This window comes from Aquirufa sp. HETE-40SA (genome assembly GCF_054558635.1).
The window spans coordinates 860871-879676 of record NZ_JBPXKN010000001.1 but is presented as its reverse complement, the minus strand read 5'-3'; the positions used below and the strand labels follow the sequence as shown (position 1 = coordinate 879676).

Genomic DNA, 18806 nt, shown 5'->3' with positions numbered 1-18806 from the left:
GTTGTGGCATTAAATTAATTAATTTAAAGAATCTAAACTACCGATATGAAAAAAATGTTATTGATTCTGTCCTGCTTTTTGGCAATAGGCCTCTCTGTAAATGGCCAAAAGCCCATGTCACATGAGATCATGGTCAAGTTCAAAAAAGTGGGTGCTCCTAAAATTTCACCTGACGGTCGCCACCTGATTTATTCTCGGGTGGAAACGTCCTATAATCTAGATGAGCAAACCTCTGACCTCTGGATAGCTTCAACGGATGGTTCTTTTGTGCCTAGAAAATTAACGAATTCCAAAGGCGCTGAGGATAATTACCAGTGGTCATCCACCTCGGATAAAATTTATTTCACTGCCAAACGTGATGGCGATGAGGCTCCTCAATTATACGTTTTACCCTTAGCAGGAGGAGAAGCGCAACGCCTAACCACTCTTTCTACAGGAGTAAGTGAGGTGAAATTCTCCCCGGATGGCTCTCGCATCATTTTCTCAAGCCGTGTTTACCCCTCTGCTTTCACTGACTCTGCGAGCAAAAAGTTAGCCGACGAAAAGAAAAAAATCAAGACTAAAGCACGCGTTTATCAATCCTTTCCTGTTCGTTATTGGGACTCTTGGTTAGACGAAAAACAAGGACATATCTTTACGATGGACTTGATGTCAGGAAAACAACCTATAAATTTAATGACGAATGTGTCCCTAGTGAATTCCCCGGGCTTTCGTTTAGGATCCTATCATTTCAGCCCTGATGGGAAATCAGTAGTATTTACGGCAACCACGGAATACAATACTACTGCGTATCAATCTTCGAAATCGAATATTTATTCAGTCAGTATCTCCGGCGGAAAGGAAACGACTCTCGTGAATGATGAGACGGATTATTCATCAGTGAAATACACAGAAGATGGGAAATACTTGATTGCGACCGGTTCTGCAAACGGGAATAAATTGTATTATTTGAACCGCATTTACCGTTTTGATGCGACTTCTATGACTGCCAAAAAAGAGCTAGCAACCACCCTCGATCGTCCCATCAACGACATGGAAATGGCTGGTTCCTCTATCTTCGCCAGTATCGAGGATCAGGGGGTGGATCGCATAGTCGAAATTTCGGTGGCTGATGGATCAGTCAAGCCAATTTTAGGTGCAGAAACAGGATCCTTTACAGGAATAAGCTTATCCGCAAATCCACGTGTTTTTGCCTACCAATACCAGAACATGATGACTCCTCCAGAGGTTTGGGTTTCTGCTAACAGTTCTTTGAAAGCAATTTCAAAGGCAAATGATGCTGTTTTGGCTGGATTGGATTTGCAAAAACCAGAGGTGATTTGGACTAAATCATCTCGTGGTAAAAACATTCGTTCTGTTGTATTGAAACCGACTGGATTTGATGAATCTAAGAAATATCCGCTATTTGTATTGATGCATGGAGGACCGGCAAGTTCATTCAAAGATGTCTTTGGCTACCGTTGGAATCCCTATATTTTAGGTTCAGCAGGTTATGTTATTGTGATGACAGACTACACGGGTTCCATCGGATATGGCGAGAAATTTGCCCAGGATATTCAGTTTGACCCATTCAAAGGTCCAGGCCAAGAAATTCAAGAAGCCGCAGCCGATGCGGTAAAGCGCTTCTCCTATATTGATGGCAGTAAACAAGCAGCTGGCGGTGCATCTTATGGCGGTCACCTAGCTAACTGGATGCAAGCAACTACGTCCCATTACAAATGTTTGATCTCCCATGCCGGTTTAGTGAACTCGGAGGCGCAATGGGGGACTTCAGATGTGATTTGGGGTAGAGAATTGATGAATGGCGGTGCGCCTTGGGTACCTACCAAAACCTGGAAAGAACAAAATCCGATGCGCTTCGCGGCGAACTTCAAAACACCTATGCTTTTAACGGTAGGTGAAAATGATTACCGCGTCCCTATTAACAATACATTAGAAAACTGGAGCATCCATCAACGTCTTCAGATTCCAAGCAAGTTAATCGTCTTTCCAGGTGAAAACCACTGGATCCTGAATCCAGATAATTCGAAGTTCCATTATTCGGAAATTCAGAACTGGTTAGCAACGTATTTAAAATAAAAAAAAGGTTTCGAAATTTTATCGAGACCTTTTTTATATTTTAAACAGTCCGAAGGGAAATAGTCCGGAGGGAAAGAGTCCGAAGGGAATGAGTCCGGAGGGAAATAGTCCGAAGGGAATGAGTCCGAAGGGAAAGAGTATAAAATAGTCTCTCTCCAACTTCGGACTACCTTCCTCCAACTTCGGACTACCTTCCTCCGGACTTCGGACTCCCTTCCTCCGGACTTCGGACTCCCTTCCTCCGGACTACAGCCTCACCATCTCTCCCGTCCTCACCGACTCATCACACGCAAAAGCAATCCGCAAGCTGTTCACTGCGTCTTCTACGTGATCTGTTAAGTCAATATTGTCATTTATAGCTTGTAGGAAATAGGCCTGTTCGCGATCGCAAAGCCCTTGGTGATCGGGTTCGTCGGTCAGATTCACCCATTCGTCTTCGCGTGTAAATTCATTTTTTGCATCAATATCTGCGTGGTGTACACGTAGCGATTCTGTTTTTGTGTGGGATTCCACGTCATCGGATTTGCCCTCGCCGCCGGCATTTTTAGCCACAATGGAAACGGAACCTTTTGGACCAAAAACATCTTTCACAAAATACGCATTCTGCGAGATCATAGGTCCCCAGCCAGCCTCGTACCAGCCTACAGATCCGTCTTCAAAGTGAATCTGAAGTTGACCGTAATTATAATTGCCCGCTGGAATATCTTCTGTCATTCGCGCGCCAATGGCGGAAACGCGAAGGGGTTTGGAGCGTGTCATTTGGCACATCACATCAATATAATGTACGCCACAATCGACGATCGGGCTTAGAGATTTCATCAAATTCCGGTGCACATCCCACATGTAGCCGTGGGATTGTTGGTTTAGGTTCATGCGCATGACTAATGGTTTTCCCATCGTCTTAGCGATTTCAATGAACTTGATCCAAGAGGGGTGATGGCGTAAAATGTAGCCTACGACTAGTTTTTTGCCACTTTTCTGCACTGCATCCGCTACGCGAATGGCGCCAGCCAATGAATCGGCTATTGGTTTTTCTAAGAATACATGGCACCCCGCTTCTAAGGCTGCAATGGAATAAGCTTCATGGGTATCTGGGTAGGTCGAGATACAAACCGCATCTGGTTTGGAATCCGCTAGGGCGGTGAAATAGTCGCTGTAGAGCTTTTGGCCCCCACCTAATGCTTCATTCAAAACGTCTTTACTATTGCCTGGGGAAACGAGTCCGCAAATTTCGAAACCTGCTACGTTTTGGTAGGCTTTCGCATGAGAGGCTCCCATGTTTCCACAACCCACCACGAGCACGCGTATATTTTTCATAGTTCTTGATTTAGACCCTTAAATTAGGAAGAATGATTAGAATAATCGAAACTTAGCCTTTACAAATTATGCGCAACCTCCTTATTTTATTGATGCTTAGTTCTTTGAGCCTTCTAGCTCAAAATAAATCGGGCATTACGGGTAAACCTGACACTTCCTTTGCCAATTATTCGGCCTGGCAGAATTTGTTGAAAGAGGATCCAACAGTACGTCTAGCCAACTTTCAAAGTTCAAAGTCCAAAGTTCAAAGTTCAGTCTATAAAGTTATAGGGTCGAGAAAACTTGCGATAGATGAATATGCGATATCAACCTCTCGAATGCTGCCTACGTTGGTTTTTTTCCATGGCGGTGGCTGGCGAACGGGACATCGTTCTCAGCATATTCCTTTGGCAAAAGCATTAGCGGATCGTGGCTATCGGGTCTTTTTAGTCGAATACCGTTTGTCCACCGAAGCCTTATATCCTGCTGCTATGTTAGATGCACAGGCAGCCTTGCAATGGGTTTCGAAGCGCAAGAATGTGGGAGAAATTTATGTAGCCGGTTATTCTGCGGGGGGGCAAATGGCCGCACTTTTAGGATCTGTTCAAGATGAAAATACCTATGGTAAGGGAGTAAAAGTAGCCGGAGTAATTGATATCGATGGAATTCTAGCCTTCATTCATCCAGAATCAGGAGAAGGGGATGATAGCAAGCGAATTTCAGCCGCAACACATTATTTCGGTTTTAATAAGGTAGATGGAGAGGCGATCTGGAAGGAAGCGTCAGCTTTGAGCCATGTTTCTAAAGGAGATCCGCCTGTACTATTCTTGAATTCTGGTGTCGAGCGCATGCATGCAGGACGCACGGATTTTATACAAAAAATGACAGCTTTAGGCATTCATACAGAATACTTTACCTTCGAAAACTCGCCACATACCTTTGTTTTAATGAATCACTGGTTCGATCAGGTGGTCGAACGGATGGACCGTTTTATGCGCAAGCGACTCGTGGTGGGTGTTGACTTTAAGACAATACAAGCGGCGGTAGATGTGGCTCGTCCTGGTCAGGAAATTTTTATCAAAAATGGCAATTACCAAGAAAAGGTATTCATCGATTCATTGAAGCACCACCTATCTTTTGTGGGGGAAAGCAGGGATGGTGTGGTGTTGCGGGAGACGATTGCGCGGGATATTTGGCGTTGTTCAAATCCAGATGATTATGGTGCTGGAGTGTTGAATATCAAAGGGCACGATTTGTCATTCCGGAATATGACCATTGTGAATGAATATGGATTCACGGCGACGAAGGATGTGACGATTCCCTGTTTGAACGAGGCGGGAAAGGAGACGACCACGACTGTTCAAAAATATGCTTTGCCTAGGGAAAAGGGAGAGAAAGAGGGAGAGAAGATCGTGCGAGTAGATGGACATCAATTTGCGGTCCGTACGATGCCCGGTGCCACACGTTTGTCATTCGAACATTGCACCATCCGGTCTGGAGGGGGTGATACGGTAAGTCCATGGGATGAGAATGTGGGGATGTATTACTTGAATGATTGTTTGATTGAAGGGGGAGTGGATTTATATTGTCCACGCGGCTATGCGTTAGCTGAGAATTGCACCTTTGTGTGTCACAATACGAGTGCGGCGATTTGGCATGATGGATCTGGAGAGCAAGGAGCAAAGACGGTTTTGAAGAACTGTCGGTTCATCGGGGATCCGGGTTATAAGTTAGGGCGCTACCACCGGGAGGCTCAGTTTTATCTTTTGAACTGTTCGTTCGATAAAAATATGGCCGATGCTCCTATCTATCAATCGGGTGATCGAGTGCTTAATTGGGGTCATCGCGTGTATTATGTGGATTGCCACAAGGATGGAGGCGACTTTGCGTGGCATAAAAACAATACAATAATCAAGGCAAGCGATTTGACCTTTAGGACGGTTTTTGGAGAAAAATGGATAAAATAAATTATTGTATCATTAAAATACATTAACTTTGTTCAGTTACCTCTAAACTTATCAATTATGAACTCGAGAAGAAGATTTCTTCAACAATCTGGCGCTTTTCTGGCCGCTAGCGTTTTAGCACCTCGTTTCTTATCTGCACAAACGTTTACCAATCGTCCGGTCGGTATTCAGTTGTTTACCTTTTTTGGAAAATTTGACCAAGATGTAAAAGGGAATTTGCAGAAGATTGCGGAACTAGGATATACGGAGATTGAATCAGCTTTCTCGATGTTACCCGGTTTTTATGGGATGAAAGGCAAAGAATTTATGGCCTTGAACAAAGATTTAGGATTGAATTGGGTTTCACACCACGTGGTGGGAGCCCCTTTGAAACCTCGTCCAGGAATGGATATGTCGCGTTTCCCTAAGATGGTTAATTTGCGCGATGATGCGCAGCAAGCGGTGGATAATGCAGCGGAGGCAGGTGTAAAATACCTCGTATGTGCCAATATCCCGATTGATACAAGGGAAGAAGTTGCTCAGGCAGTTGAAACCTTAAACAAAGCAGGAGAATTGGCGAAGAAAGCAGGACTTACGTTCTGTTACCATAACCACGATGCAGAATTTAAAGCAGTAGAAGGCCAAAAACCTTTCGACGTATTCTCCTCTCAAGTACCTGCCGACTTATTGAAATTTGAATTGGATTTAGGATGGGCTTCGAAAGCTGGGGCAGATCCAGTGGAATTGTTCAAACAACATCCTGGACGTTTCCCTTTATGCCATATCAAAGATTTCGACTCAGAATTTAAGAATATTCTTCCAGTGGGAGAGGGTGTGGTGAACTATAAGCGCATTTTTGATGCAGCTAAATCTGGAGGCCTAGAGCACTTCTTTGTAGAACACGATTTCCCGAAAGACGCTTTCGAAAGCCTTCGCATCAGCAAGAAGGCTTTGGACGCAATTTTATAATCCGCCTAACGGTTTTTTAGTGTTTAATGATTGAATTTTGATTCTGGAAAAACATCCCCCCTATAGGGGATGTTTTTTTTATTTTAAGACATAAAACTGATACGGCGCAAAAGCCAAATGCTCATGATCCATCCCGATTTGAAGCGTTTTGTTTGACCATAAATCTTTCATTGCTGTTGCCCGTTCGCCGAACGCACCTAACAGATAATAAGTCACCTCTTGAGGCTGTGAACTAAAATTGAATAGGAAATACACTTTTTCGCCATCTAGGAAGCGCTCAAAACCGATGATTGAACTATTCTGCACTTCTAACCAATGAATATTTTTTAAGTCAGCCACCACTTTCAGTGATTTACGCAGCTTGATCAATTTTTGTAGATTCGAGAATACTTTATTTTCGATAGAATCGGCCTTATCTACTGACGCATTTTTCTTCCAATCAATAATCGGGCGGTGCATCCAGCGGTTATCATATGATTTTCCTGGATCCTTTAAATATGAGTAGTCATTCGTGTAGGCTGCCTCATCGCCATAGAACAACATAGGGACGCCACCCACAAATAGACTTTGCGCTTGCATCATCGTTATTTTATCGATAGAAGTCTGGATAGTCGCTGCATTATTCGAGTTGATAGCTTTCTCTAATCCACAGAGAGAGGCTAAAGAACCTGAAATGCGCGCATCCTGAGTTTTTGGATTTACGGCAAACAAGGCTCCAGTCGCAGGAGACTCGATGCCGCCGCTGTAATAGTTTTTGATATAAGATCGGTGATCGTAGGGATTAAATCCAGATTGCTCGATCATCCAATCGTCATAGCCTAAACCGATATCATCGTGGCAACGGGTATAGGTTAACCAGGTAGCCCCTTTTGGTTTGCGTACTAATTCGTTTTGGGCGGTGTGCATTATACGGATATCTCCGGTGGCGAGTGCATCCCATTGAACAGCCATTTGAGTGGCGTTATAGGCGAAATCGCATTCATGAGTAGCGAAACGGCCTGTTCCAAAATATTCCATAATCTGTGCTGGAGCAACAATTGCCTCGCCTAAAATGGCCATACCTGGGGTAGCCACCTCCACGCACATTTTAATCAATTGCAATAATTGGTGTGCTTCGGGTAAGTTTTGGCAAGTGGTTCCCATTTGTTTCCAAATGAAAGCCGGTGCATCGATGCGCACCACATCCACCCCTAAGTTCGCGTAGTAAAATACGTTCGCGAGCATTTCAATGAAGACTTTGGGATTGGTATAATTCAAATCCCATTGGTACTGATGAAAAACTGACATCACCCATTTGTCTAACTTTTCGTCATAGGTAAAACTACCAGGAGAGCTTTCAGGGAAAATCTCCGGCATCGATTCCTCCATCGCATCGGGGATGCGACGGTCATCGTATAGGTAGAAATAGTCTTGGTATTCTTTGATTCCAGCCTTCGCAAGCTTAGCCCATTCGTGGTGATGCGACGTGTGGTTTAACACGATGTCGATCATCAAATACATATCTTTTTGTTGGAGGGCCTTTTGGAACTCGCGTAAATCTTCGATCGTCCCTAATTTCTCCTCCACCATGCGGAAATCTTCCACCGCATATCCGCCATCGCTTTCTCCTTCCGGGCTTTTGAACAAGGGCATCAAATGAAGAAAATTCACGCCTAATTTCTCTAAATAGGGAAGCTTCGCGGGTAAATCTGTGATTTTGCCTGCAAAACGATCTACATACAAACTCATTCCCACTAAGTCTTGGCTCAAAAACCAATTTTCCTCTTTACTAGCCTTTACCTCATCGCGCTTTTTAAGCTCTGGACTACGGTCTGTATAAGCTTGAAAAATGGTTTCTAATAAATCGGTAAATAATGGACTCTCCCCATAGATCATACTGAAATGGGATCGAATATCATCTAGATTCGCTGTTAATCTTTCTTGAAAGCCAGCATCTTTTATTTTGTATGATTTTACAAGCGCATTTGCCTGTTTTAGAAGAGCGGAATTGTACACGTTTGATTAATTAAAAATACTGTTATTCAAATTCTTGAAGGCCTCCATCGCCCCAAGGTATTCACAGGTTCTTGCGCCTGCTTTATTGGCGTTTTCTACAATCTTTTTCCATGCAGATAAATCAAGATCATGGAAATTTAATCCATCCAATTGATAAAGAACGGCTCCTACAAAAGCATCTCCAGCACCCGTCGTATCCACTGGTTTTACAGGAATACTTGGAATGATGTGGGTTTTACCTGCCAAACCCAATAAGGTCCCCTCTTTCCCTAAGGTAATTGCGAATACGCCTGGACAGATATCTAATAAGGCTTCAGTCGCCTCTTCTACCGTTTCTGTTTCGGTAATTAACAGCGCTTCTTCATCCGAAAGTTTAGTAAAATCAGCCTCTTTTAAAAAGAGCAAACTTTGCTTGATGAAGGAAGGTATTTGATCGCCAAACAATAAATGGCGGTAATTTGGGTCAAAACTAATGATTTTGCCCTCTTTTTTCGCACGATCTTTTAACGAATAATAGGCCGCATTTAATGGTCCAGCTAGGAATGCCGTGGCTGATCCGAAGTGAACAATATTCACTTCGTCGAAATCGATTGAGGATACCTCAGCTTCAGTTAATTCTGCATCTGCGCCGCGGTTAAAGATAAAATCACGTTCTCCATCTAGCATTAAGGACACAAAAGCGAAGGTGGTAAAGGTATTTTTATCTAAGTGAACGTGGTTCGTGTTCACGTTGAAATCTTGCATCACCGAGATCATTTGGCGTCCAAAAGGGTCATTCCCCACTTTTGCACTCAAGCTCACTTGGCCGCCTAAGGCTCCGATGGCCGCCGCCACATTAGTAGGGGCTCCTCCTGGTTTTTTTAAGAAATTTTGACCGTCTGAAAGGCTTGAACCTTTGTCAGTACAGATCATATCAATCAAGGCTTCGCCTATACAGATAACACTCATGCGAATTATTTAGATGGGGATGGTTTAATTAAGGCAGTCGCTAGGGCAGCAATGGCCAATAAAACTCCTGCAAAGGTAATCGCATTTCTGGGATCGTTGTCTAAAAAATGCTTTAATATATAACCAAAGGTGATATTTTGTAAAATCATCGGAATCACAATCATCATATTGATGATACCCATATAAACGCCATAACGTTCTTTCGGAATATCGCCTACGACCAGTAAATAAGGGATACCCATCATACTCGCCCAACCAATTCCGAAGCCAGAAATAGCGAAGAATAACAAGTTTTTATTCTCGATATGAGGGAAAGCAAGGAAACCCGCAGCGGCTAAAATAAGGCAAATCATATGTACGGATTTGGCCCCATATTTTTTTGCAAAACCAGCTAATGCGAGTGCTGACAGGAACGTCACGATATTGTACCAACCGTTCACTAAACCGGTCCAGGAAACAGCCTTTTCATATAATTCAGGATTGTCTTTAGGTGTGGCATTCCAAACGGACAAGGCAATGCTCTTCGAAGAATTTTGCCAATAACAGAAAAGGGCATACCATTGGAATAAATACACCAAGGCTAATTGCCACATCACTTTAGGCATTTCTCCTATGGCATGAAATATCTCAAAAATCGATTCTAATACACTTGATTTGCGGGAACGAATCTCCGCTAATTCCTCAGCGGTCGGTTCAATTTCCGTGGTGGTGTGCATACTCCACCAGATCGATCCGATGGAACAAACGGCCCCCAAGAAGAAAGAGGCGTATACCCAGGTTGGTAAAGAACCAGTTTTGCCGACGAAGATCATGGGGAAAATGAAGAGGGATAAATTAGCTAAGGTTTGGCCAAAACCCGTGAAAAAACTCTGCATCTGAAAGCCAGTAGGCTGTTGGTCATCATTTAATTTATCAGCGACAAAAGCACGGTAAGGTTCCATTGCGGTATTATTCCCGGCATCCAAGATCCACAATAAACTCGCGGCCATCCATAAAGAAGACGAGAAAGGATAGAGTAAAAGGCAAATGCTACACAATAGAGCGCCTATAAAGAAATAGGGCTTGCGGCGACCCCATTTGGGATGCCAGGTGCTATCACTCATCGCACCGATGAAAGGTTGGATCAATAAACCCGTAACAGGCCCAGCCAGGTTTAATAAGGGTATTTCGTCAGGACTAGCCCCCAGGAAATCATAAATGGGATTAACTGCGCTTTGCTGTAACCCGAAACTATATTGAATACCAAAAAAGCCAACGTTCATGTTGACGATTTGGCTAAAACTTAACGAGGGTTTACGTACGGACATGTTTGATAGGTTTATAAGTAGATTAAATTTAACTATTCTACTCTAGACCTGCAAACTGTCCTACACTGTTGACTTAATATTCTTGATTTAGAGGGTGAATCATCAACTCATCGATCACCACGTGCGCGGGCTGGTTCATTACATAATAGATGCTATTGGCCATATCTTCTGGGCTCAACCAACCTGCGTGCGATGGATCTCCGGCAGGATCCGCATGAAAATGAGAATCTACTAATCCGGAATAAATCGTGCTTACTTTAATGCCGTCTTTTCTAACTTCTTTACGCAAGGCTTCGGTGAACGCATGCTGCGCATATTTAGAGGCACAATAAAGGGATCCTCCATCGAAAACGCGTTTTGCTACATCAGAGGCAATCGTGATTAGGTGGCCTTTTTTAGCGGATTTTAAGTGCGGAAGGGCTTTTTGGCAAAACAAAAAAGTCCCTTTTACATTCGTATCAAACACCTGATCCCATTGTGTCGCAGTATAGGATTCGGTAGGGCCAAAAGCCCCAATCCCCGCATTATTAATCACAAAATCAATATGCCCAAAGGTGTGCACCGTTTTCTCCACCGCATCCGAAACAAAAGCCTCGTCGGATACATCCCCATCGAAATAAAGTGGACGATGTCCGATCTCGGTTATTTCCGCCGCCAGGTCTTTTAATTCCCCTTTATTTCGCGCGACTAAACTTAATTGAAAATTATGCTGAGCCAATAAAAGGGCAAGTGCGCGACCGATGCCGCGGGAGGCTCCGGTGATGATGGCGGTGGGAAGTGAATTTGACATATTGATTTATTTTATGTTAAATTTAAATAATTCTATGATTATGAGTCAAAAAATAGCGTTTCTAATCAACCCTTTAAAGAAGAAAGTCGCCATAACGGACTATTTTTCGTGGGTGGTGGAGACCGTAAAGGTAGAGAAAACCGATTGGGAAATTCAGCTTTTTACGAAAGAGTGGCCTTCGGAGCTAGGTGATTTTGATCAAGTTTGGGTCATGGGAGGCGATGGAACGTTCAATTATTTTGTGAATAAATACCCTTTTATCGGAATTCCGATAGCCCTATTCAAAGGCGGGACAGCAAATGATTTTTATTGGAAATTGTACGGAGATCGATCGAGACGTTCACATTTAGATGCGGTATTAGGTGGTCACGTGGAAGCCTTTGATGCCGGAGACTGTAATGGGCAACTTTTCTTGAATGGGGTTGGGATCGGAATCGAGGGAGAAGTGTTGAAGTCGATGGATTCTATTCGCTATTTTAAAGGAGGATTGGGGTATTATTTGGCCGCTATTCCGAACTTATTGAAGTTTAAAACCTATCAAATTCTAGGTGGCAGAGAGGTTTTCTTATGCATGGTGTTCAACTCCTCTAGGGCAGGTGGAGGTTTTCACTTTTTTCCCAAAGCTTCGGTGCAAGATGGCCTACTCGACGTGTTATATTGTGATCCTATACCTGTTTGGAAGCGACTTTATTATATGCCCATTATTCAATCAGGCAAGCACGTAAACCTTCCCATAGTTGAATTTTCACAAGAGAAGAAAATTAGTATTAAAACAAATAGAGTCCTCAGTGCCCAGGTAGACGGAGAGATCCAAACTTCAAATCAATTTGATTTCTGCGTACTTCCTGCTAAATTTAAATTTATTGTACCTTACTTATGAAAAAAATACTCCTACTCGCATTCGTTAGTTTATCTGTTTTTGCTCAAGACGCTGACAAAAAGAAAGTCTTAGCCAGAATTCAACAACAAGAATCGCATTACAGTGCGATTGCACAGAAGATCTGGAACTTCGCGGAAGTCGGATATAAAGAAAAGCAATCCTCAGCGCTCTTGCAGGAAACCTTAAAACAGGCTGGATTTACCATTGAATCAGGAGTGGCCGGCATTCCAACAGCTTTCGTTGCTACCTATGGCCAAGGAAAACCGGTGATTGGAATTATGGCTGAATACGACGCCTTGCCAGGTTTATCACAAGATTCTATTCCAACTAAACGCTCGTTAGGTGGCGCTTCAGGGCACGCCTGCGGCCACCATTTATTCGGGACAGGTTCCTCGGCTGCAGCTATTGCCATTAAAGAATGGTTAAAGGAAACAGGCGGTAAGGGAACCATTAAATTATACGGATGTCCTGCAGAAGAAGGCGGATCCGGAAAAGTATATATGGTGCGGGAAGGATTATTTAATGACGCAGATGTGATGTTGCACTGGCATCCGAGCGATGCGAATTCAGTAGGAGTTGGCTCATCTTTGGCGAACAAAACAGGGAAATTTCGATTCTATGGTCTTTCATCTCACGCAGCTGCTTCTCCAGAAAGAGGTCGTTCAGCTTTAGACGCTGTGGAGGCCATGGACTTTATGGCGAATATGATGCGCGAACACGTGCCATCATCTACACGTATCCACTATGTGATTACGAATGGAGGAAAGGCTCCTAATATCGTTCCAGATTACGCTGAGGTCTATTATTATGTGCGTTCTCCTAAACGTGATATCGTAACGGATGTATGGAATCGCTTGGAAAAAGCTGCTGAAGGTGCTGCTTTAGGTACCGGTACGCGCTATGAATTAGAGGTAATTGGCGGGGTTTATGAGATTTTGCCAAATGATAAATTAGCTTCTGTGATGAACGCGAATTTAACAACGGTGGGAGGATATACCTTGAATCCTACAGAGCTTGCTTTTGCGAAACAAATTCAGCAAACGCCAGGCATGTTACCAACCGATTTAGCATCTACTTCTTCAGTTGTTCCGGGTCGTCCGGATCCTAGCGGTGGTGGTTCCACGGATGTGGGGGATGTAAGCTGGGTAGTTCCTACCATTGGTTTAGGAACCGCTACTTGGGTTCCAGGCACGACTGCCCATAGCTGGCAAGCCGTAGCTGCGGGGGGAATGAGCATAGGTAAAAAAGGGATGATGGTGGCTGCCAAAACGATCGCAGCAACCGCGATGGATTTATTCAAGAATCCTGCCTTGATCGATGCAGCAAAAGCAGAATGGACGAAGCGAAAAGGGGCTGAATTCAAATACAAGGCACTTTTAGGCGATCGCAAGCCAGCCTTGAACTACAGAGATTAAAATAAAATAGGCTTCGGCCTTTTTTATTTATTATATCCATCGTAATATTGCAATATAATAACAAGCAAAATGGGAATCACCAAAACAGACCTCTTTACAGAGGAACAAAATGCGATCGCTCAGATGGCCAAAGTGCTCGGACATCCCGCACGCGTCGCTATTTTGCAGTATTTGGTGAAATCCAATACCTGCATCAACGGAGATTTAGTTCAAGAATTAGGTTTGGCTCAGGCTACCGTTTCCCAGCATTTAAGAGAATTGAAGGAAGTGGGATTTATCCAAGGAACGATTGAAGGCGTCTCGGTTTGTTATTGCATTAACCCGGAAAAGTGGGCGGAGTTTAGTCAGCTTTTTGGGGAGTTTTTCGAAAATTATTTTGTCGCACAAAAATCCAACTGCTGTTAATATGTCAACTTTTCCACGAATGCACGTCTCCTTGTATGTCAGCAATTTAGCAGCATCGGTGAATTTTTATTCTACTTTTTTCGGTCAGCCAGCTACAAAAGTTAAGCCAGGTTATGCGAAATATGTGTTAGATAGTCCCTCATTAATTATCTCGTTTATCGAAAATCCAGAGCGCGTTCAAGCAAACTTTGGCCACTTAGGTTTCCAAGTAGAAACTTCGGAAGAGATGAATGCCCGTTTAGAAGTGGCTAGAAAACAAGGGATTGTTTCTAAAGAAGAAATCGGAACCTCTTGCTGCTTCGCCGTTCAAGACAAATTCTGGGCCACTGATCCTGACGGTGTTCAATGGGAAGTCTATTATTTCCATGAAGACGCGGAATTCAATGACCCACATTATGCAGCTCAGGATGCATCCGCATGTTGCATGCCGCCAGTTGCAGTGGCTGAAGAAAAACCAAAATTAAAAATCGCCGAAGTGCAGGCCGCAAACGCTTGTACTCCAGGCTCAGGATGTTGCTAAGATGAAGGATATATTAAACCAAAATTTGGAACAAATTCTCTCCCTCGAAATACCAACCGAGCGCCGAGAGATACTACAAGTCTTGATCGATTACATCAAAGACAAACGTAAAAATGAGCAGCCGATTCGCCTGAATTTCATCTGCACGCACAACTCGCGCCGCTCTCAATTCTCGCAAGTCTGGGCCCAAACCGCCGCCGACTATTTCCAAATCCCCGCCCAATGCTATTCAGGTGGGGTAGAAGTAACCGCCTGCAATGAACGCACCGTGGCTTCCTTAGAGCGAATGGGTTTCATTGTGTCTAAACACGGGCATTCGAACCCCATCTATTTCGCTTTGCACACCCAAGATTCGCGTCCCATCATTCTTTTCTCGAAACTCTATGATGACGTCATTAATCCGCACGGCATTTTTGCGACGGTCATGACCTGTTCACATGCAGACGAAAATTGCCCTTTCATCCCAGGTGCTGAAGCACGCATTCCGGTACGTTATGAGGATCCCAAAGCCTTTGATGACACCGCTGAGGAGGCTGCGCAATACGATGCAAGATCGAGGCAGATAGCAGGGGAGATGTTTTATGTTTTCTCTAGAGTTACTATTTAAAGCATAAAGAATAAAGCACAAAGAATAAAGTTGGTATCCCCTCTGGGGATGAACTCGGTAATGTTTAAATGCTTTTTTTTCACTTTAGGAAATAAATCTGAAAGTAGTTTAGAGAGTAAATTTTAGGGTAGCTACGATAAAATATTGCGAAGCACATTTTACGTGGCTACCCTAAAATTTACGAGGTGTGATCCCTCACCACTAACCATTTCCCATTCACCTTCTTCATCAACAAGGTAAAATAACCACCCGCATCGCCCACAGTTGGTCTTGTCAAATGCCATTTGCCTAATACCCAAGCGGTTTTACCTTCCGTCACATCGATTTCTTGTATGTCAAAATCTAAGGTTCCCATCGTCTCGCGATTGGGATACGATTTTAAATAGCGTTGTAATGTTGCCTCCCAACCGGACACGACACCAGACTTTCCGATGAACTTTAGGTTAGGAGATTTTTCGTAGTATTCCATAAAACCTTTTATGTCACCGGTATTCCAAAGTTTAATCTGAGTTTGCAGGACAGACTTGATTTCGTTTTCGTCTTTATTTGTTTGAGCAAATAAAAGAGAAGGTATGAAGAGGAGGAGGTAGAGGAGAGTTTTCATTTTTAGAGTAGAGATTATAGAGTAGAGAGTAAAGATAAAAAGTCCGGAGGAAATGAGTCCGAAGTCTGAAAATAAATTTCTACTCTACTATCTATACTCTCTACTCTCTAATCTCGCTTCAGCCGGATTTCGTCTCATTTTCCCACTAATAATTTTAAAAAATCAATTATTGTATCATTTTTGTAGAATAATAAATTAGACCTATGATTAAGAAAATTACCCTCGCCCTTTTAGTGGCTTTTCCTGTGCTTCAATCGCTTGCGCAGGCCCCCGATGAAAATCGTTTTGTGAAGTCAGTCTTAGTAGACAAATTGGATGAACCGATGGAGTTTACCTTTTTGCCGGATGGACGTATTCTTTTCGTGGAGCGAAAAGGGGACGTAAAGTCCTATGATACGAAGACTAAAGAAACGAAGACGATCGCTCACTTAAATGTGAATACGAAATACAAGAACCGTTTAGGTCAAGAGCGTGTGGCAGAGGAGGGATTGATGGGTATTGTTTTGGACCCTAACTTCAGCAAAAATCACTGGTTATATCTTTATTATGCGCATCCAACGGAGACGAAACACATTTTAGCTCGTATGGAATTGCGTGGGGATGAGTTATTAGTCGAGCAACAAAAAGTGCTTTTGGAGGTTCCTACACAGCGTGAGGAATGTTGTCATACGGGTGGAGGAATGGTTTTTGATAAATCAGGAAACTTATTCTTAACCGTAGGAAATAATACAAGTAACAGTAATTCAGATGGTTATGCGCCTATCGATGAGCGTCCAGGTCAAGCGTATTGGGATGATCAACGTGGTGCGTCGAATACGAATGATTTACGTGGAAAGATTTTACGCATTCACCCAGAGGCGAATGGCACGTATACGATTCCAAAAGGTAATTTATTCGCGCCAGGGACGCCAAAGACGAAGCCGGAAATTTACACGATGGGTCACCGCAATCCTTGGAGACCTAGTATTGACTCGAAAACGGGTTACTTGTATTGGGGCGAGGTAGGTCCGGACGCGTCGGTAGATTCAGATAAAGGTCCTCGTGGTTATGATGAATATAATCAGGCCAAAGGCCCTGGTTATTACGGTTGGCCTTATTTCATTGGAAATAACCAAGCCTACAATGATGTAAATTTTGAGACGATGGCTATTGGACCTAAATTCAATCCAGCGGCACCTATTAATGAATCTCCTAACAATACCGGTTTACGTGAATTGCCTCCAGCAACCAAGGCGATGATTTGGTATCCCTATGGAACTTCAGAGGAGTTTCCTCTAGTAGGTTCATCTGGTCGTTCAGCGACAGGTGGTCCAGTCTTTAGAAAGGCAGATTTTGCGGGTGCGAAACGTGCATTTCCATCGTATTACGAAGGAAAATGGTTGATCGTGGAGTTTATGCGTGGCTGGATTATGGCAGTTACCATGGATGAAAAAGGAGATTACAAGTCGATGGAGCGCTTTATGCCATCTACGACTTTTGGTTCTGCGATCGATATAGACTTCAGTCCTGAAGGAGATTTATATGTATTAGAATATGGTTCTGCTTGGTTCCGCGGAAATGAGAATGCTCGTTTAGTGAAGATTGAATACCAAGGCGGAAACCGAAAGCCTTATGCAGAGGCATCTTCTGCTAAGAAGGCGGGTGCTGCACCTTTTACAACGACTTTATCTGCGGATGGAACAAAAGATTTCGATGGAGATAAATTAACCTACACATGGACGGTGAAGAAGGCTGGTAAATTCGTGAAGAATTTAGCGGGTGCTAATCCGACTTTGCAATTAAAAGAGGCAGGTAAATACCAAGTGACTTTAAAAGCCGCTGATCCGAAGGGATTGTCGAACACGGCTTCTTTGGAAATCTTAGTGGGTAATGAAGCGCCTGTAGTCGATATCGCTGTAGAAGGAAATAAATCATTCTATTTCGAGGGACAGCCTTTGAAATACGAAGTGAAAGTAGAAGATAAAGAAGATGGATCTCTAGGAAAAGGTATCGCAACGGATGCTGTTGCTGCGACCGTGGATTATGTAGCCTCAGGCTATGATCCTATTGAGATGGCGCAATCGCACCGGAAGGCAGATAGCGATTTATTTGCTTCGGCTGGACTTCGTTTGATCAATGCGAGTGATTGTAAGTCATGTCACCAAATGTCTGTACGTTCAGTAGGGCCTTCTTATAAGGAAGTGGCTGAGAAGTACAAAGGACAAGATATGGTGGAGAAATTATCAGAAAAGGTGATCTTGGGTGGCATGGGAGTTTGGGGAGAGCACGCGATGTCTGCACACCCGAATATTTCCAAAGCGGATGCGAAATCCATGGTCAATTATATTTTGAGTTTAGGGGATGCCAAAGCAAGTAATGCGATTGGCGTGGCAGGAACATTAGGTTTGAAAAAGCCAGCGGATCAATCATCTTCGAAAGGGGTGTTCGTGGTTCGTGCGACTTACTTAGATAAAGGAAATAAGAAAATGGCACCGGTTCAATCTGAGAAATGGTTGTTCTTACGTCACCCAGCCTTGAACGTAGAGAAAGCGGATGTTTCGAAAGGCATCTTGCAATTAATCACACCAGGTCGTTCAACGAATATGGTGGGTCAAAACCCGTACTTAGGCTACAAAGACTTAGATTTAACAGGTATTTCAACGATCGAAATTGCTGCTTCAGCACAAGCGCGATCGAATGCATCGGGTGGTGTGATTGAAATCCGTTTGGATTCACCTACCGGAACGGTAATTGGTAAAACGGCTCCGATCGAAGTTGCGCAAGGCGGAATGGGTGGACCTCCTCCAGCAGCGGCAACGCCAGGAAAAGGGGCACCACTAGGAACAGGAGTAGCTGCCCCAGCTTCTGCACCTGCAGCTCCGGCAGCTCCAGCGGCACCTGCGGGTCAAAGAAGAATGGCTGGTCCAGCTGCCCAAAAAGTAGCCATCCAAGCCACTCCTGGTTCACATGACCTATATTTTGTAGCAGTAAACCCGAAAGCAACTGAACAACAAATTGTCGTTCAGATTTCGGGTATTGAAATGAAAAAATAGTCTTTTGATTATA

Annotated in this window: 15 protein-coding genes; 9 read left to right on the top strand and 6 right to left on the bottom strand. The window is 43.6% G+C overall.

Going from position 1 to position 18806, the window contains the following annotated elements; translation table 11 throughout:
- The first annotated feature begins 45 nt into the window (after positions 1 to 45).
- Positions 46 to 2079 carry a S9 family peptidase gene (locus ACRZ9O_RS04000; RefSeq protein ID WP_459456584.1) on the top strand — a complete coding sequence of 678 codons (2034 nt, stop codon included), beginning with the start codon at positions 46 to 48 and terminating at the stop codon, positions 2077 to 2079.
- Positions 2080 to 2325: 246 nt separating this feature from the next.
- Here ACRZ9O_RS04000 and ACRZ9O_RS03995 read toward each other — a convergent pair whose 3' ends face one another.
- Positions 2326 to 3396, bottom strand: a complete 1071-nt coding sequence (locus ACRZ9O_RS03995) for a Gfo/Idh/MocA family protein (protein ID WP_459456582.1) — start codon at positions 3394 to 3396, stop codon at positions 2326 to 2328.
- A gap of 68 nt (positions 3397 to 3464) precedes the next feature.
- Between ACRZ9O_RS03995 and ACRZ9O_RS03990 the strand changes: the two genes are divergently transcribed.
- The gene (locus ACRZ9O_RS03990) at positions 3465 to 5342 is read left to right on the top strand and encodes an alpha/beta fold hydrolase (protein ID WP_459456580.1); all 1878 of its coding nucleotides are present in this window, start codon (positions 3465 to 3467) and stop codon (positions 5340 to 5342) included.
- Between the two features lie 57 nt (positions 5343 to 5399).
- Complete coding sequence (locus tag ACRZ9O_RS03985) at positions 5400 to 6290, top strand: sugar phosphate isomerase/epimerase family protein (protein ID WP_459456579.1); 891 nt, start codon at positions 5400 to 5402, stop codon at positions 6288 to 6290.
- A gap of 78 nt (positions 6291 to 6368) precedes the next feature.
- Here ACRZ9O_RS03985 and ACRZ9O_RS03980 read toward each other — a convergent pair whose 3' ends face one another.
- The 4 genes from ACRZ9O_RS03980 to ACRZ9O_RS03965 form a co-directional block, all read right to left on the bottom strand.
- Complete coding sequence (locus ACRZ9O_RS03980) at positions 6369 to 8285, bottom strand: alpha-amylase family glycosyl hydrolase (protein ID WP_459456577.1); 1917 nt, start codon at positions 8283 to 8285, stop codon at positions 6369 to 6371.
- Positions 8286 to 8291: 6 nt separating this feature from the next.
- Positions 8292 to 9233, bottom strand: a complete 942-nt coding sequence (locus tag ACRZ9O_RS03975; protein ID WP_459456575.1) for a carbohydrate kinase family protein — start codon at positions 9231 to 9233, stop codon at positions 8292 to 8294.
- A gap of 5 nt (positions 9234 to 9238) precedes the next feature.
- Entirely contained in the window at positions 9239 to 10540 is a 1302-nt protein-coding gene (locus ACRZ9O_RS03970) for an MFS transporter (RefSeq protein WP_459456573.1), read from the bottom strand.
- Between the two features lie 73 nt (positions 10541 to 10613).
- Positions 10614 to 11330, bottom strand: coding sequence for an SDR family oxidoreductase (locus ACRZ9O_RS03965; RefSeq protein ID WP_459456571.1), 717 nt, complete (start codon positions 11328 to 11330; stop codon positions 10614 to 10616).
- A 40-nt stretch (positions 11331 to 11370) separates the two neighbouring features.
- Between ACRZ9O_RS03965 and ACRZ9O_RS03960 the strand changes: the two genes are divergently transcribed.
- The 5 genes from ACRZ9O_RS03960 to ACRZ9O_RS03940 all read left to right on the top strand — a co-directional run bounded on the left by ACRZ9O_RS03960 (position 11371) and on the right by ACRZ9O_RS03940 (position 15157).
- A complete protein-coding gene (locus ACRZ9O_RS03960) occupies positions 11371 to 12210 on the top strand; it encodes a diacylglycerol/lipid kinase family protein (RefSeq protein ID WP_459456569.1) in 840 nt (279 codons plus the stop codon).
- Positions 12207 to 13625: an amidohydrolase gene (locus ACRZ9O_RS03955; RefSeq protein ID WP_459456567.1), complete on the top strand. Its 1419-nt coding sequence runs from the start codon at positions 12207 to 12209 to the stop codon at positions 13623 to 13625. The genes ACRZ9O_RS03960 and ACRZ9O_RS03955 overlap by 4 nt, the downstream gene beginning before the upstream one ends.
- A gap of 69 nt (positions 13626 to 13694) precedes the next feature.
- Positions 13695 to 14030 carry an ArsR/SmtB family transcription factor gene (locus ACRZ9O_RS03950; RefSeq protein ID WP_130896121.1) on the top strand — a complete coding sequence of 112 codons (336 nt, stop codon included), beginning with the start codon at positions 13695 to 13697 and terminating at the stop codon, positions 14028 to 14030.
- A 1-nt stretch (position 14031) separates the two neighbouring features.
- On the top strand, positions 14032 to 14550 hold the full coding sequence (locus ACRZ9O_RS03945; protein ID WP_459456565.1) for an ArsI/CadI family heavy metal resistance metalloenzyme: 519 nt from the start codon (positions 14032 to 14034) through the stop codon (positions 14548 to 14550).
- 25 nt (positions 14551 to 14575) lie between these two features.
- Positions 14576 to 15157: a low molecular weight phosphatase family protein gene (locus ACRZ9O_RS03940; RefSeq protein WP_459456563.1), complete on the top strand. Its 582-nt coding sequence runs from the start codon at positions 14576 to 14578 to the stop codon at positions 15155 to 15157.
- A 178-nt stretch (positions 15158 to 15335) separates the two neighbouring features.
- Here ACRZ9O_RS03940 and ACRZ9O_RS03935 read toward each other — a convergent pair whose 3' ends face one another.
- Complete coding sequence (locus tag ACRZ9O_RS03935) at positions 15336 to 15761, bottom strand: YybH family protein (RefSeq protein WP_459456561.1); 426 nt, start codon at positions 15759 to 15761, stop codon at positions 15336 to 15338.
- 203 nt (positions 15762 to 15964) lie between these two features.
- On the opposite strand from ACRZ9O_RS03935, the gene ACRZ9O_RS03930 reads away from it, so the two are divergent.
- Positions 15965 to 18793, top strand: coding sequence for a PQQ-dependent sugar dehydrogenase (locus tag ACRZ9O_RS03930; protein ID WP_459456559.1), 2829 nt, complete (start codon positions 15965 to 15967; stop codon positions 18791 to 18793).
- Positions 18794 to 18806: the final 13 nt, after the last annotated feature.